This window comes from Enterococcus sp. DIV1067f, assembly GCF_050543505.1.
GTDB lineage: Bacteria > Bacillota > Bacilli > Lactobacillales > Enterococcaceae > Enterococcus_D > Enterococcus_D entomosocium.
Genome location: NZ_CP172940.1, coordinates 3,230,550 through 3,244,333 on the forward strand (window position 1 = coordinate 3,230,550; position 13,784 = coordinate 3,244,333).

18 protein-coding genes are annotated in these 13,784 nt (G+C 43.8%); 3 read left to right on the forward strand and 15 right to left on the reverse strand.

Going from position 1 to position 13,784, the window contains the following annotated elements:
* Window positions 1–189: 189 nt before the first annotated feature.
* The 14 genes from IGJ42_RS14900 to IGJ42_RS14965 all read right to left on the reverse strand — a co-directional run bounded on the left by IGJ42_RS14900 (window position 190) and on the right by IGJ42_RS14965 (window position 10,502).
* Window positions 190–1,374 carry an acetate/propionate family kinase gene (locus tag IGJ42_RS14900; protein ID WP_005233419.1) on the reverse strand — a complete coding sequence of 395 codons (1,185 nt, stop codon included), beginning with the start codon at window positions 1,372–1,374 and terminating at the stop codon, window positions 190–192.
* A 24-nt stretch (window positions 1,375–1,398) separates the two neighbouring features.
* The gene (locus IGJ42_RS14905) at window positions 1,399–2,403 is read right to left on the reverse strand and encodes a class I SAM-dependent methyltransferase (protein WP_005233418.1); all 1,005 of its coding nucleotides are present in this window, start codon (window positions 2,401–2,403) and stop codon (window positions 1,399–1,401) included.
* Window positions 2,404–2,570: 167 nt separating this feature from the next.
* Window positions 2,571–2,942 (reverse strand): competence type IV pilus minor pilin ComGG, encoded by a 372-nt coding sequence (comGG, locus tag IGJ42_RS14910; RefSeq protein ID WP_008382038.1) that lies wholly within the window; start codon window positions 2,940–2,942, stop codon window positions 2,571–2,573.
* Entirely contained in the window at window positions 2,905–3,330 is a 426-nt protein-coding gene (gene comGF, locus IGJ42_RS14915; protein WP_005233416.1) for a competence type IV pilus minor pilin ComGF, read from the reverse strand. The genes comGG and comGF overlap by 38 nt, the downstream gene beginning before the upstream one ends.
* Window positions 3,320–3,634, reverse strand: a complete 315-nt coding sequence (locus tag IGJ42_RS14920; protein WP_005233415.1) for a hypothetical protein — start codon at window positions 3,632–3,634, stop codon at window positions 3,320–3,322. The genes comGF and IGJ42_RS14920 overlap by 11 nt, the downstream gene beginning before the upstream one ends.
* On the reverse strand, window positions 3,615–4,079 hold the full coding sequence (gene comGD, locus IGJ42_RS14925; RefSeq protein WP_430615785.1) for a competence type IV pilus minor pilin ComGD: 465 nt from the start codon (window positions 4,077–4,079) through the stop codon (window positions 3,615–3,617). The genes IGJ42_RS14920 and comGD overlap by 20 nt, the downstream gene beginning before the upstream one ends.
* Complete coding sequence (gene comGC / locus IGJ42_RS14930; protein WP_005233413.1) at window positions 4,063–4,368, reverse strand: competence type IV pilus major pilin ComGC; 306 nt, start codon at window positions 4,366–4,368, stop codon at window positions 4,063–4,065. Before comGC ends, comGD begins: the two co-directional genes overlap by 17 nt.
* Complete coding sequence (gene comGB / locus IGJ42_RS14935; RefSeq protein WP_016612983.1) at window positions 4,365–5,393, reverse strand: competence type IV pilus assembly protein ComGB; 1,029 nt, start codon at window positions 5,391–5,393, stop codon at window positions 4,365–4,367. The genes comGC and comGB overlap by 4 nt, the downstream gene beginning before the upstream one ends.
* The gene (comGA, locus tag IGJ42_RS14940; RefSeq protein WP_016612984.1) at window positions 5,347–6,309 is read right to left on the reverse strand and encodes a competence type IV pilus ATPase ComGA; all 963 of its coding nucleotides are present in this window, start codon (window positions 6,307–6,309) and stop codon (window positions 5,347–5,349) included. Before comGA ends, comGB begins: the two co-directional genes overlap by 47 nt.
* An 88-nt stretch (window positions 6,310–6,397) precedes the next feature.
* Entirely contained in the window at window positions 6,398–7,054 is a 657-nt protein-coding gene (gene trmB / locus IGJ42_RS14945) for a tRNA (guanosine(46)-N7)-methyltransferase TrmB (protein ID WP_005233410.1), read from the reverse strand.
* A gap of 57 nt (window positions 7,055–7,111) precedes the next feature.
* A complete protein-coding gene (locus tag IGJ42_RS14950) occupies window positions 7,112–7,891 on the reverse strand; it encodes a phosphotransferase family protein (RefSeq protein ID WP_005233409.1) in 780 nt (259 codons plus the stop codon).
* A gap of 104 nt (window positions 7,892–7,995) precedes the next feature.
* A complete protein-coding gene (locus IGJ42_RS14955) occupies window positions 7,996–9,207 on the reverse strand; it encodes an ABC transporter permease (protein ID WP_061053365.1) in 1,212 nt (403 codons plus the stop codon).
* Entirely contained in the window at window positions 9,204–9,938 is a 735-nt protein-coding gene (locus IGJ42_RS14960; protein WP_005233406.1) for an ABC transporter ATP-binding protein, read from the reverse strand. Before IGJ42_RS14960 ends, IGJ42_RS14955 begins: the two co-directional genes overlap by 4 nt.
* Before the next feature lie 84 nt (window positions 9,939–10,022).
* Window positions 10,023–10,502, reverse strand: coding sequence for a hypothetical protein (locus IGJ42_RS14965; RefSeq protein WP_005233404.1), 480 nt, complete (start codon window positions 10,500–10,502; stop codon window positions 10,023–10,025).
* Between the two features lie 211 nt (window positions 10,503–10,713).
* On the opposite strand from IGJ42_RS14965, the gene IGJ42_RS14970 reads away from it, so the two are divergent.
* The 3 genes from IGJ42_RS14970 to IGJ42_RS14980 all read left to right on the forward strand — a co-directional run bounded on the left by IGJ42_RS14970 (window position 10,714) and on the right by IGJ42_RS14980 (window position 12,664).
* Window positions 10,714–11,139 carry an HIT family protein gene (locus tag IGJ42_RS14970; protein ID WP_005233401.1) on the forward strand — a complete coding sequence of 142 codons (426 nt, stop codon included), beginning with the start codon at window positions 10,714–10,716 and terminating at the stop codon, window positions 11,137–11,139.
* Entirely contained in the window at window positions 11,140–11,514 is a 375-nt protein-coding gene (locus tag IGJ42_RS14975; protein WP_005227717.1) for a YtxH domain-containing protein, read from the forward strand.
* A 115-nt stretch (window positions 11,515–11,629) separates the two neighbouring features.
* Window positions 11,630–12,664 carry a peptidylprolyl isomerase gene (locus IGJ42_RS14980; RefSeq protein ID WP_420657249.1) on the forward strand — a complete coding sequence of 345 codons (1,035 nt, stop codon included), beginning with the start codon at window positions 11,630–11,632 and terminating at the stop codon, window positions 12,662–12,664.
* A 169-nt stretch (window positions 12,665–12,833) separates the two neighbouring features.
* Here IGJ42_RS14980 and IGJ42_RS14985 read toward each other — a convergent pair whose 3' ends face one another.
* On the reverse strand, window positions 12,834–13,778 hold the full coding sequence (locus IGJ42_RS14985; protein ID WP_034872173.1) for a 3'-5' exoribonuclease YhaM family protein: 945 nt from the start codon (window positions 13,776–13,778) through the stop codon (window positions 12,834–12,836).
* Between the last annotated feature and the right edge of the window lie 6 nt (window positions 13,779–13,784).

Consider the following 13,784-nt stretch of genomic DNA (forward strand, 5'->3'; position numbering starts at 1 on the left):
CCATCCACCTAGGTGCAGTATGAGCCAATTTTCATATGTATAATTATTAAATTTTCTGTTTAAAAAATTAGAAAATGGTCTTCACCAATTTTTCTCTCTAGTCCCGTTTTGCGGACTTTCCTACAAAAAAACACATGCAAGCATTTCTCTTGCATGTGTTTCAGCTTCTATTCTAAGAAATGTTTTCGCTTAGCCGCGTAAACGTTCCACATCACGAGCGATCATTAATTCTTCATCTGTTGGGATCAAAAGTACTTTGACTTTTGACTCTTCAGTTGAGATCACTAATTCTTCGCCGCGTTTTGCATTTTGATCGGCATCTAATTCGCAACCAAACCAAGTCATGCCTTTGATAACTTCGCTGCGGACGTGGGCATCATTTTCACCGATACCAGCAGTAAAGACGATCGCATCGACACCGTTCATGGTCGTTACATAGCCACCGATGTATTTACGGATGCGGTCAGTAAAGACGTCATAAGCAACTTTGACTTCTTCTTTGTCGTAGTTTGCTTCTAGATCGCGCATGTCGCTGGAAATACCAGTTAAGCCTAATAAACCAGATTTTTTGTTTAAAACATCCACCATTTCATCGATGTTCAAATCTAATTTTTCCATTAAGTAAGGCAAAACAGCAGGATCGATGTCACCAGAACGTGTTCCCATCGTTACACCAGCTAACGGCGTGAAGCCCATTGATGTATCTACTGATTTTCCGCCGTCAACTGCAGTGATCGACGCACCGTTCCCTAGATGGCAAGTGATGATTTTTAATTCTTCGATTGGTTTGCCTAACATTTCTGCCGCACGCTCAGAAACATAACGGTGGCTTGTACCGTGGAAGCCGTATTTACGTACTTTAAACTCGTTATAGTACTCTAATGGCAAGCTGTATAGGTAATTGTGTTTTGGCATCGTTGCATGGAAAGAAGTATCAAAAACAGCGACACTGATGATTTCAGGCAAGATTTTTTTGAAAGCAGTGATCCCCATCAAGTTTGCTGGGTTGTGTAATGGCGCAAATTCAGCCAATGCTTGGATGCGTTCCATCACTTCGTCTGTGATCACAACTGAATCAGGGAAATCTTCTCCGCCGTGAACGACGCGGTGACCGACGCCAGTGATTTCATCATAAGCACCTAAAATGTTTAATTCGATCAGTTGATCCAATAACATTTTTACAGCTACTTCGTGATCGTTGATATCGATGATTTGTTCGAATTTTTGATCTTCCCCATATTTGATGGTAAAGATAGAATCTTTCAAACCGATTCGTTCAACGATTCCTTTAGCGACAACTGTTTCCTCTGGCATTTGATATAATTGCCATTTTAAACTTGAACTTCCAGCATTGATTGCGATTGTTTTTGACATGATGATCTCCTTATCCGAATTATATTACAGATTTGCTGCTTTCCAAGCCGCAAATTGTTCAAAAAGTTTTGTGATGTTCTTTGGTTCTTTCAGTGAGGCTAGCTTGACCAGCAAGACTTCTTCTGCTTGTTTGCTTGTCCCTCCGTGGTTTTGTAAAAGCAATATACTTTTACGTGAATGTTCATTTTTAAAGAGTTCTTCAGGAAGCTGAATCATTCCTTGCAAATAAACCTTTTCTTTCAGCCATTTTTTCAAAAATTCACTCTGTTCCGTTTCCAAGAAATTGCTTGGTAGTAAGAACAAACCGTAACCGCCAGCTTTGACATAGTTCATCGCTTGTTCCATCAACAAATGATGGGCGTAACTGTGTCCTTCTGGAGCCGCCGTAATAAAGCTGCGGGCTTTGTCATCTTGTGGGTAATAGCCCACCGGTAGATCGCTGATCGCCAGATCCATCGGTTCGATCAAAAGCTCTTGCAAGCCATCTTGATGGAACAAATGCAAGGGCGCTTTGGTCCATTCGCCAGTTGCAGCTGCGATCGCCAACAAGGTTTCGTCAATATCCACACCGGTTCCTTCTACTGGACGCTTGGCTAATTGCAGATTCAGCAAGACTGTCAATAAGAGATTCCCCATGCCTACCGATAAATCAAGAAGTTTCACTGGTTGATCGGCACTACTCAACTGCTCGATCAAATAGACGAATAAAAACCCAAGACTATCTGGTGTCAGTTGGTGATTGGCCTGCAGGCGCTCCGTTTGGCTGCCTTTCAACAAAACCAACTGCGCAAGCTTGCGTTTTTCTTCTGCCGATAGTTCCATTGCTCGAATTTCTTGATAGATGGTTTCTAAACGAGCAGCAGTTGCTTCATCTGGTACCCCATCGATCACGCGAACTTGGTATTGATCAACAAAATTTTCGATCGTCTCTACGTAAGCATCAAAAAAAGACGTTTCCAATGCGTTTTGAAGCAGTTGGATCGCTTCAACGGTCAAATGAAAAGACGTTTCCATTTTTTCTGCGGACATCTTGCACCTCTTTTCAAAACTATAACAACATATATACCTGTTTAATTTTAGCCGATTCATCCAAAATAATCAATCGCTTTCGTTTAGAATAATTTGTGAAGCTGTAAACATTCTTTTTCTATTTCTGTATGAAAAAGGATGGTCGAAACAACCATCCTTTTCCTGTACTATTCTTCTTGGTCATCTGTGTCTATTTCAGGCTGCTCTTCAGGCAACAAAAAGGTAAAAGTAAATCGCCGACTTTTGACATAGCATTCGATCTGTAAGCTCTGTCCTTGCCGTTCATAAGTCAACTTTCCTACATTATAAAACCGTGTCCCTCGATCTTCCAACTCGTTTTGCAAGAATTCCGCATGGAAAAGTTCACTCATAATACGGGCTTCATAGGTTTCAATGGTTTTTGTATAAAAAAGGGCTGTTGTGCGGCTGTTTTCTAACACCAGCAATAACATCAAGCTCAACAGCTGCACAAACAACAATGCTGTGAGTAAAATACCGCCTTTATGCCGCCTCTTGTGAGTGTATTTTCCATTGTCCAATTTTCTGGTCTCCATTCTCAAAGGAAACGGTAAAGCGGATCGCTGCGCCAATTTTCTCAAAAGACACATCTGCCACTTCTGTCAACAACGGTTGATAGCCATTGTTGTCCCGTTTCCGCAACACGCGGTTGATGCGATCGATCGTTACCGAATTGTTTTGACTGCTTCGCAAATATAGCGTGTTCTCGCTGACTGATAGATAGACACAGGTACTTAATTCCCGTTCCAACTGAAACAAAAAAACATGCCATTCTTGATCTTTGCGAGCCATGATCTGCTGATTGACCGGTGCGAGGTGCTTGACGATCCCGCTGATCATCAATAAGCAGATCGCCAATACCCATAAAGACAACAGACACTCCAACAAAGTAAAGCCTTTACTCTTCATACACAATCTCCCAGAGCTGTTCGCCACTTTGGATGCGTGCCTGTTGATGCTGCGCTGCTTGCCAAAAGCGAACTTGATAGACCGTCTGACGCTGCGTCGTGTAGGTAATGGTTGACGCATCAAAGGAGTGGTTCTGGACTTCTTCATACAGCACCCGCAGCATTTGGGCTTTTTCCTGCAATGCCGCACTTTGCGTCAGTGAAGCGGTCTGCATCGCTAAAAACAATAACACACAGGTTGCCAACACCCCAAAGCCAATCAGGCTTTCTGCTAAGATGAACCCGCTATTCAACGATTTTTTCATAGCGTCCGCTCCCAAATAAAAACTTATAGCTGATGGTTTGCTTTTTCTCCTGCCAATAGAAAACAATCCTTCGCAGACTGCTATTGTTGCCGGACTGACTACTAAAAAGAATATCGGGAAACGCCTGCATCGCTAGTTGAGGAGGGACTTCGATCTTGGTGACCGGCTCAGTTGCAGCGCCATAAAATGAAACAGTTGGCGTTGGCGCTGCTTGATAAACGGCTCGGGTTTGTGTGTTATCGATGATGGCCGATTGCTGTATGGTATAGAGGCCTTTTTCTAAGCGTGCACAAAAGCCTAAGACTTCAGCAGATCGTTGATAGTACTCGATGGCCACGACGGGAAAAAAGAGAAACATACTACTGACCATGAGGACCAAAAGGCTTTCTATTAAAGTAAAACCAACAAAAGAACACCGTCGACAGCCCTTAGTCCCCTTGCTCATAAATCGCATATTGCTCCTCAGATACATACCCTTCAGCGATCAATTCTTCTCTCGAGGGCTCCCGATTTTCATTCAGACGAAAGAGTTCGATCTGGGTTTCCACCACTTTCACGATGGCCGCATTTCCTTTCTCATCAATGATTCCTCTTTGCTTGGCAAGATTTGGGACAAACAACAAAACCAAAATACTGATCACTAATAAAACAACCAACATTTCAACCAATGTAAAGCCTTTTTTGACACGCCAAATCCCCTGCTTGCGAGAAGATGCGACTTTCTTTTCTATCATTCGATCACTCCTTGGATATTTCCATAGATTGGTAAAAACATAGCGGCATAGATCCCAACGATCATTAAAGCAACCAACAAAAAAATCAGAGGCTGAACCCAGTGAATAGCTTTTTCGATTCGTTGAAACAAGCGATCCATCAATAATTGACTGTATAAAAAAAGCTCTTCTCCTAACTTTCCCCGTACTTCTCCTTGAAAGACGATCAAAGAAAATTCTGGTGTGAGAAACGAGAAATGACGAAGTTTTTCTGGGAGTTCTCCGCCAAGTGTCAAGGTCACTCGCAACTCTCGCGCTAATTCTTGGATCAAGGTAGCTTTATTGGTGTGCTCCATACACTCAATGATCTGTTGGATATCTAACCCTTGCTGAAACAACTTGCCCCATTCCAATGCGAAAAAACTCGTGTGATAACTCGTGTACAATGCTCCGAACAATGGCAGGTGGCTGAAGAATACAGCTTTTTGCAAGGCAGTGCGGCGGGCAAATACCCAGCGGCTGATCACAAAAAGCAGCACACTTACCAACAAGAAGAGGATAAGTACTGCTGGTGCCCAAGTGATGGCGCGAATGCCCCAATGACCTTCGTCGATCATGCCAGAGGCTAACAATTGAGGCATTAAAAAGCGATGCATGCCAAAGAGAGCCGCCACTAAAAAGACCAGTAGCAAAAGCGGATAGGCCGCTACTTTGTACAGCAGCTGTTTTTGCTTGTTGACCAATTTGTGGTAGTCGACCATCCGCCGCAAGGTCGTCGTGAGATTCCCATGACTTTCTGCTAAATAAAGCTGATTTTTTTCGGTAGCCGATAAAGACAACGGCGCTACTGCTGCTGCCAAGCTTTGCCCTTGGGCAAGATGGGCAATCAGCTGTTCGATCACAGGTTCAGAAAACTGGCGACTGCGCAGCAACACTTGGAGGCTTTCTTGTAGGGAAAAGCCACTCTCCAATAACACCGTGAAGGTGACCAAGAGGGCTTCAGTTGCACGGCGTGGTAGCTGGGGCTTCTTTTTCATAAACTTCATCGGTGATCCACCCACTTTCTTTCACTCGTTTTAATACGTGCTGCCACTGTTTTTCCACTTGCCCCTCATAAAAGTGATACGCCAGCAATCCATGGGGTTCGTTGACTTCATTCGGCAACAATCGCTGATAAACGATCCCTTGCAACGCGTGCGCCAGAAGATCGTCTGCCCCTAGCAATTCCAGCAGCCGTGTCTTGGTTTCTGCTACGCCTCGTGCATGGATCGTGGCAAATACTCGATGACCTGTCAGAGCGGCTCGTACAGCGGCTTGCGCCGTCTCTTTGTTACGGATCTCGCCAATCAAAAGCAGGTCCGGACGATGCCGTAAAGACAAGCGAATCAATTCATCATAGTCTTGTCCGATTTTCAAATTGGTCTGCAGCTGCAAAAAATGCGGCTCTTCAATCTCCACAGGATCTTCGATGGTAATGACTTGTCCCTTGGTTGCCCGTGCTAATTGATACATGAGGGTCGATTTTCCTGAGCCAGTGGGACCAGAAAATAAATATAGGCCTCTTTGTTTGGTTGTCTGTTGGATCTGCTGGACGTCTTCTGCAAAAAAATAGCGCAGATGCTCCTTGTTCAAAGGATAAAGAAACCGCATCACGAGACTTTCACGCCCTTGATAATCACCCACCGTTGAGACGCGCAACCGCTGTAGCTGATCGCCTAACAGATAGCTGACTGCGCCTAACTGAGCTTTGCGCCGTTCTCCCACCTCCATTCCTCCTAAAAATTTGAAGCGGGTGATCAGCTGCTGAGCTTCTTCGTTGGTCAGTACTTGATAGGTCTTTCTGAGATAGCTTTTACTGAAAATCACCTCCATCTGTGTACCGCTAGGCAAAATGGACAGATCCTGCATGCGTTCTTGTCTTCCATAAAGAATCAACTCGTCTGAGAATGCTCGAATATCCACGACTTATCCCTCCTAAAAAGAAATACGCAAACGCTTTGAGAATAGAAAAAAAAGATGAAGCAAATTTGCTTCATCTTTCATCATTCGTTTATTTCTGTGGTTCTTTTGCCACAAATTGGGCTTCCACCCGATAGATCCGCTGCCCGCGGCTTGAGAATTTTTCTTCATATTCCGTCATGATATTGTTCTCAAAGGAACTGTTATGCAAGTCCAACCAAACTTGTTTGATAATCATGCCGTATTGAGAAAAGCTCGCTAAGGAATACTCAAACAATCCTTGGTTATCCGTTTTGAAATGGATCTCGCCGTTGGGACGTAAAATCTGCTCGTCGACTGCTAAAAAGGCTTTGGAAGTCAAACGGCGCTTCTCATGCTTCTTCTTAGGCCATGGATCAGAAAAATTCAAATAGATCTGGTCTACTTCATTGTCTGCAAAATAGTTGGTCAATGCGGAACCATCGACATGCAGCAGTTGCAAGTTCGGGATCTCCTGCTCGATCATTTTATCTAATGCGATCGAAACGACACTAATCTGCATTTCCACACCAATATAATTGATCTCGGGATGAGCTTTCGCCATTTCCGTAATAAATTGGCCTTTTCCCATTCCAATTTCGATATGCAGCGGGTGATCATTGCCAAAGCGTTCATGCCAACGCCCTTTCCATTCAGTAGGCTCTGCCACGACGTATTCTGGATGAGCGTCAATCAGCTCTTTTGCACCTGCACGTTTTCTTACTCTCATGTTTCTTCCTTTCCGAAAAAACAAGATGGAACCAAATTGCCTCGCTCCATCTTCTCTTCATTCGCTATAAATTCGTTTTAATTGTAAAATCTCTGCATTCATGGCTTTGTAATCGCCTCGCAGATAATATTTTTTGACCTCTTGCAGCATACTCAACAATGCGTACCAATAAATCTTTTCGATCACTTCGCTGCTGCTGTGGATACCATAGCGCACGAGCCAATGAGACCAGCCAGATAATGGCACATAGTGACCTAAAATAGTGCCGATATCGATTGCCGGATCTGCAAACATCACGGAATCCCAATCGACTAAATACAAATAGTTTTGACAAACTAGCCAATTTCGATAATTGACATCGCCATGGACGACCGCGGCTTTCTGCTCGTCAAAAGCTGGAATATTGGTTTTTAAATACTCGGTGACCAAATGAATAAAACGGTTTTGGGCGACCGCAGAAGGCAGCTGATCCTGATAATCCATCAGCATCTGTTCAGGCGATCTGACTTGTCCGCCGATTTTGCTTAGCATCTGTGCCAACGTTTTTGAATGATGCAAGTGATACAACACATCAATGACATCATTTCTTTGGCCGATTTCATCGGGATCTAAGACCCGTCCATCCAGCCATTCTTGTGCGGAGAGCGTATCCCCATTTCCCGTCCGTTTCGTCCAGACGAGTTTGGGTGCAATGCCCTCTTTAGAGAGTGCCGCAAGCATCGGGGTCGTATTTCGTTTGATAAAGACTTTGTCGTTGTCCTTGAGCCCGATATAGGCTTTCCCGGTGTCGCCTTTGATTGGCCGCATACGCCAATCTTGATCCAAGCGAATATCCATCCTAGCTTCTCTCCTTATTTCGCAGTACCTCTTATTCTAGCTTCCTAATGGGTCGCCGTCAAGCGCATATGCGTTCGCTTTTTGTAAGAGAGGCCACTTGTGGATCAGGCGTGCATTTTCTTTAATCGCCCTGGCAAGTAGATGCCTAAAAAAAGACCCGCAAACCCTAAGAAGCCAAGAAACGCGATACCGCCTTGCCAAACAAAAGGCAAGCGCAAGCAACAGATCACACCGAAAAGAACTGCGGTCACCAGTAAGAGTGCCCCAAGAATTTTTTTGATCGCTGCGGCTTTTTGTTTTTCTGGCACGGGATACAGATGTGTCAAAACCATGTATTGAAACTCATTGATCAAAGGAATCAGTTGGAAACCGATCAGATAAAGAAACAAGCAGCCGATCAGCAGACTGATCCAAAGCTCATCGACAAAGAATAAGACGAACCCACCAATCAAAGTCAAACGGACATAAAGCCCGCCATATTGCCCCCCACGGATCACTCGGCGCAAGTAAAGATAGAGGTACGTATTGCTGTGCACTGGTTTGATCTTTGCCAGCAGCCAGTCGAGGTATTTGCGCCGTTTGGCTTCCGTCGTGATTTGGGGAACATCTGTAAATAAGTTGATAAAACGATAGATACGCATTAAGCGCGACTGTTCGGCTTGGATCATATAGTCCCAATCCAAAAGCTGGCTATTGGCTTTCAGTCCAAAGAGGAACCAGATTGCTTGGAGGATGCTGATCCCCAATCCTAGCCAAGGTGCTACATAAATACTGGCAAGTGTGGCAGCAAACGTACTTGCGAACCAGATGCCTCGCTGCTGTTTGACTTGCTGCTGAGTTTCTTGATACAAACGAATCCGTTGTAGTGAAAGATCCCCCAGTTTTAAGAGCCACATCATCCCTAAAAAGTATGGGAATGAGGCAAAGGTGCTGTTTGCTGTGACCACGACCAAAGGCATCGTTGCCCCTACGGCTAAAAATAAAACCCCAAAGGGCAGCCAGAGGGAATAACGTAACGCTTGGCTGAGATAACTTGTCATTTGTCCTTCTTTGGCTAACAGAAAAATCAAATCTGCCGGTTTCGTCAGTGTCGCTAAGCGTCCCAGCGGTAAAACAAAGAGCCAAACAGCGACCACGATGATGCCGCCTAATGGAAACGGCCGCGGCAATGTTTTTAGCAATTCAGAATAATAGAGCCCCAGACCTCCGACTAAGAAGGTGCTGATCAAAGCAAAATGATCATTGAAGACATAGCGCAAATAGCGTGTCATCTGTTTTTGATGCCGCTGTAAGCGTTGCGAGAAAAACTGCTTCATGCTTGACTCTCCTTTGTCAGTGCGAGGTACAGATCATCAAGGGAGGCTTCTGGTGCTTGAAATTGGCTTCTTAGTTCCGCCAATGTCCCTTGTGCGCGGATCTCACCGTTATGCAAGAGGATGAATTTGTCACAATACTTCTCTGCGGTTGCTAAAATGTGGGTGGACATCAAAATAGATGCCCCGGTTTGTTTCATCTCATTCATCAGTTCCAATAACGCATTGATCGCTAAAGGATCTAATCCTAGAAAGGGTTCATCAATGATGTAGACACTCGGCTCAATCAAAAAGGCACACAGTACCATGACTTTTTGTTTCATCCCTTTTGAAAAGTTTGCCGGGAACCAATCGAGTTTGTTTTCTAAGCGAAAGGTTTTTAGCAGGCGTTCTGCTCGCTTCATGGCTTCTTCTTGTGGAAGATCGTAGGCCATCGCCGTCACTTCAATGTGCTCTCTTAAGGTCAATTCTTCATATAAAGAAGGGGTTTCGGGGATATACCCGATTTGTTTGCGGTATTGCTCTGGGTTTTCTTTAAGGGTCAAGCCGTCAATCGTGATGGTGCCGCTGTGAGGTTGCAGTAAACCGATGATTTCTTTGATCGTCGTACTCTTCCCTGCCCCGTTCAAGCCGATCAAGCCAACGAGCTCCCCATCGCCGATCGTAAAATCAATATTTTTTAAGACTGGCAGCTGATTATAGCCGCCTGTCACGTTTGCTACTTGTAAAGTCATTTTTTCCCTCCGATTCGCCTGATTATGGCTCTTTGTCAACGTAGGCTCTTTTTGTTCAATTCAGTCAGCTGGCAAAACAGTTGTTTATTTTTCTTTATTCGTGACTTGCAGGATAAATTCATTTTCTCCCACTGTAATGATTTCTTGCGCTAGTTCTTGGCTGCCAAAGCGCTCTTGCCACGTTTGTGCTTCGCTGGCTGGAAAAACGACCATTTGGATCGCACCAGCGGCAAGACGGGTGGTAAAGGCTTGGACAGCGGCTGGTTCGGCATAAGAAACCAGGCTGATCCTCAGCTCTTCTTTTTGATACCCTTGGTCTATTGCCCATGCTTCAACGGCTGCTTCCAATTCACTTTGCACCGCAGGGTCCATTGCTGTTTCAGTGACAATGGCGGCATTGACTACTTCTTCTTGCGGACGTGTCAGAGAATAAGTGATTGAACCAGCAAACACCACAAACAGCGTGATCGCGATCAACCACTCTTTATAGGCATAGGCTAAGTAGCGAAGCTTCGCTGAAGTCGTTGTTTTTTTCTGTAAGGTTTCTTTAATGATCGGTTTCATAGGTTCCTTCTTTCCAAATGATTTCTGATATTAAGTCTAGGGTTGTTGGAATCTAAATGCAAGCGTTTCTCGCTCGCTTTTCGCATTTCTTTAAAAAAGCGCCTTTGTTGAAGGAACAGTTGCCTTGTTGCGACTTTTTCAAAGAGGAAACCAGACGAAAAAAAGCAAAATATGGTAAAGTAGAGGTAATAGATCAAGGAGGTTTTTTACAATGGAAAATTGTATTTTTTGTAAAATCAATAATCGTGAGATTCCTAGCTACAAAGTCTACGAGGATGAGCAAGTCTATGCCTTTTTAGATATTTCCCAAGTCACCCCTGGTCATACATTGGTCATTCCCAAAACGCATGTGACGGATATTTTCGAGTACGATGAAACGTTGGCAGCAGCGGTTTTTGCCCGTATCCCTAAGATTGCTCGGGCGATCGAAAAAGCATTCCCTGAGATCGAAGGCTTAAATATCATCAACAACAATAAAGAATTGGCGTACCAATCCGTCTTCCATTCCCATGTCCATTTGATTCCTCGCTACAGCAAAGACGATGATTTCAAGATCCATTTTGGCAATCATGCAGAGAATTACACGGGGGAAGAGCTGGCGGCAATCGCCGAAAAAATTGGAAAGCAGGTGAACTAAATGATCGGTAATTTTCTTAAAGGACTTTTGTTCGGTTCCATCGCCGGCGGTTTAGGCGGTTTGCTTTTTGCACCAAAAAGCGGCAATGAAACCCGTGAAGAATTGATTCGCTATTTAGATGACACGACAGAAGCGACCTTAGAATTCAATGACAGTGTCAAACAGCTCAAAGATGCTGTGATGGTAACCCGCAAAACGATCGACGAAACGATCCCAGTTGTGACCGAATCTTTCACGAAAGATTTGGAAGCCTTCAAATTCCAAGCACAACCGCGCCTTGCTCGGATAAAAACCCAAATGGAACAATTGAATCAGCACATCACGACGATTCAAGCCCAAAGCGCAGAGGACGACAAACAAATCGAAAATTTGTAGTTTTTATGAATTTTGTTTGAAACATCCGCTGTTTTCTTTCCAACCATTTCTAGAAGTGGTATAGTAGGTGCAGTGATTATTATGAAACTTTTTAGAATTAGGAGTGCTTAAACGAATGAAGAAAAAATTAATTTTAGTAGCAGTCAGTGCAATGAGTCTTTTTGCATTAGCGGCTTGTGGTAACTCAAGTGAGGAAATCGCAACAATGAAGGGCGGTAAAATCACTGTTCAAGATTTTTATGACAAAGCAAAAACAAGTACAGAAAATCAACAAGCGTTGCGTGAAATGATCGTCTTGAAAGTCTTTAATGAAAAATACGGCGATGACGTAACGGAAGAAATGATCGACGAACAATTCAACAACGTGGCTGAGCAATACGGCGGCAGTGATTCCTTTGAATCAACATTGACTGCCTCTGGTTATACGGTGAAATCTTACCGTGCAGAATTAAAACAACAACTTGCGTTACGTGAAGGCTTAAAAGCCAACATGGATATCACTGATGAAGACATGAAAACTGCTTGGGATTCTTTCCACCCTGAAGTAGAAGCACAAATCATCAAAGTAGCAAGTGAAGATGATGCCAAAGACGTCTTAGAAGAAGCGAAAAAAGATGATGCAGACTTTGGCGAAATCGCTAAAGAAAAATCAACGGATGCGGCAACAAAAGAAGATGGCGGAACGATCAAATTCGATTCTACTTCATCAGCTGTACCAAGTGAAGTAAAAACAGCCGCTTTTGACTTAAAAGATGGTGAAATCTCTGAAGTGATCTCTGCAACCAACACGTCAACTTACACGACGGAATACTATATTGTGAAAATGGTGAAAAACCAAGACAAAGGCAACGATATGGATAAATACAAAGATGAATTGACTGAAATTGCTCAAAACACTTTGTTGAATGATTCAACCTTTATGGCAGCAACGATCGGTCAAGAATTGCAAGCAGCTAATGTGAAAATGAAAGACTCTGACTTAGCAGACTTGCTTTCTGATTACATCACAGCGGCCGAAACAGAAGATTCAACTGCTGACTCTTCTGCTAACGATGCAACGGACAGCTCAGCGGCAGATTCTTCTGCTACTGATGCAACCGATGATTCTACTGCAACGAGTGAAAGTGCTACAGATTCTTCTGCTGAATAAACGAAAAAAGAAGTGCCGTCGTAGCAGCGCTTCTTTTTTTATGCTAATTAGGTTAATATTGCCGATTCAGCTACTTTTTCCAACATCTGAAAAACCACGCTAAGCAAGCCTAGCGTGGTTTTTGTTCTTTCCGTCATTCACTTTGGTTGATCGTGCTACAAGGTCACGGCTACACTTCTTTCGGTACATAAAAACTCCGATTGTCCATGCCAAAAATTCGGTCTGTGTATTGACCTGGTTCCGTTAAACGAATCGACGTCAGCATCATTTGCATGGAAGCATCCAAATTATCGATCTGATGGAGGATCTCCGCTTCCATTATGCGGGGGCGAACAGGTGACCCATATTCTAATAAGCCATGGTGGGCTAAAACCATATGCCGCAAAACAACGATATCTTCTTCTTTGTCATCAAATTTCAAAGCCATACAGGCTTGCGTGATTTCTTCATCCACTAAGACCAAATGCCCTACTAGATTCCCCGCCAAGGTATACTCTGTCGTCATCGGACCTGTCAACTCGATCACTTTTCCTAAATCATGCAAAATGATACCCGCATACAGTAGTGAAGCATTCAATTCAGGGTACTCTTTGACGATTGCTTTTCCTAACCGCAGCATAGTGGTCGTATGATACGCCAATCCACTGGCGAAGGCATGGTGATTGCGCTTCGCAGCTGGAAAGTCAAAGAATTCCTTTTTATACTTGTTCAGTAAGAAACGGACGATTCGATTCCAGTGAGGATTCGTGATCTCAAACAAGGTTTGACTGATTTCTTCTTCCATCTCTTCTTTTCGCAAGGGTGCTTTTTCCATGTATTGGCTTGGTTCATGGGGCTCTTCCGGTTTCGCTAAACGCAAATGCATGATTTTGACTTGCGGATTGCCTTGGTAGACCTCCCGTTTTCCATCTAGCAGTACTACTTTCCCGGGTTCAAAACGGGCGATTTCTTCATCTGATGCATCCCAGAACTTTCCGTCGATCGTGCCGGATGTATCTTGAAAGGTGAAGGCAATAAATTTTTTGCCGTTTTTCGCGATCCGCACATCGGCATTCTTGATCAGCAAGAAAAGTTGAAACGTTTCATCAACAGTTAATTCACGAATTTTTTTCATGGGCTT

Excerpts from the sequence above, each read along its gene's own strand:
- IGJ42_RS14900 (WP_005233419.1), bottom strand. The coding sequence starts at position 1,374 with ATGTCAAAAACAATCGCAATCAATGCTGGAAGTTCAAGTTTAAAATGG.
- IGJ42_RS14905 (WP_005233418.1), bottom strand. The coding sequence starts at position 2,403 with ATGTCCGCAGAAAAAATGGAAACGTCTTTTCATTTGACCGTTGAAGCG.
- comGF (WP_005233416.1), bottom strand. The coding sequence starts at position 3,330 with ATGAAGAGTAAAGGCTTTACTTTGTTGGAGTGTCTGTTGTCTTTATGG.
- IGJ42_RS14920 (WP_005233415.1), bottom strand. The coding sequence starts at position 3,634 with ATGAAAAAATCGTTGAATAGCGGGTTCATCTTAGCAGAAAGCCTGATT.
- comGD (WP_430615785.1), bottom strand. The coding sequence starts at position 4,079 with ATGAGCAAGGGGACTAAGGGCTGTCGACGGTGTTCTTTTGTTGGTTTT.
- comGC (WP_005233413.1), bottom strand. The coding sequence starts at position 4,368 with ATGATAGAAAAGAAAGTCGCATCTTCTCGCAAGCAGGGGATTTGGCGT.
- comGB (WP_016612983.1), bottom strand. The coding sequence starts at position 5,393 with ATGAAGTTTATGAAAAAGAAGCCCCAGCTACCACGCCGTGCAACTGAA.
- trmB (WP_005233410.1), bottom strand. The coding sequence starts at position 7,054 with ATGAGAGTAAGAAAACGTGCAGGTGCAAAAGAGCTGATTGACGCTCAT.
- IGJ42_RS14950 (WP_005233409.1), bottom strand. The coding sequence starts at position 7,891 with ATGGATATTCGCTTGGATCAAGATTGGCGTATGCGGCCAATCAAAGGC.
- IGJ42_RS14955 (WP_061053365.1), bottom strand. The coding sequence starts at position 9,207 with ATGAAGCAGTTTTTCTCGCAACGCTTACAGCGGCATCAAAAACAGATG.
- IGJ42_RS14960 (WP_005233406.1), bottom strand. The coding sequence starts at position 9,938 with ATGACTTTACAAGTAGCAAACGTGACAGGCGGCTATAATCAGCTGCCA.
- IGJ42_RS14965 (WP_005233404.1), bottom strand. The coding sequence starts at position 10,502 with ATGAAACCGATCATTAAAGAAACCTTACAGAAAAAAACAACGACTTCA.
- IGJ42_RS14970 (WP_005233401.1), top strand. The coding sequence starts at position 10,714 with ATGGAAAATTGTATTTTTTGTAAAATCAATAATCGTGAGATTCCTAGC.
- IGJ42_RS14975 (WP_005227717.1), top strand. The coding sequence starts at position 11,140 with ATGATCGGTAATTTTCTTAAAGGACTTTTGTTCGGTTCCATCGCCGGC.
- IGJ42_RS14980 (WP_420657249.1), top strand. The coding sequence starts at position 11,630 with ATGAAGAAAAAATTAATTTTAGTAGCAGTCAGTGCAATGAGTCTTTTT.
- IGJ42_RS14985 (WP_034872173.1), bottom strand. The coding sequence starts at position 13,778 with ATGAAAAAAATTCGTGAATTAACTGTTGATGAAACGTTTCAACTTTTC.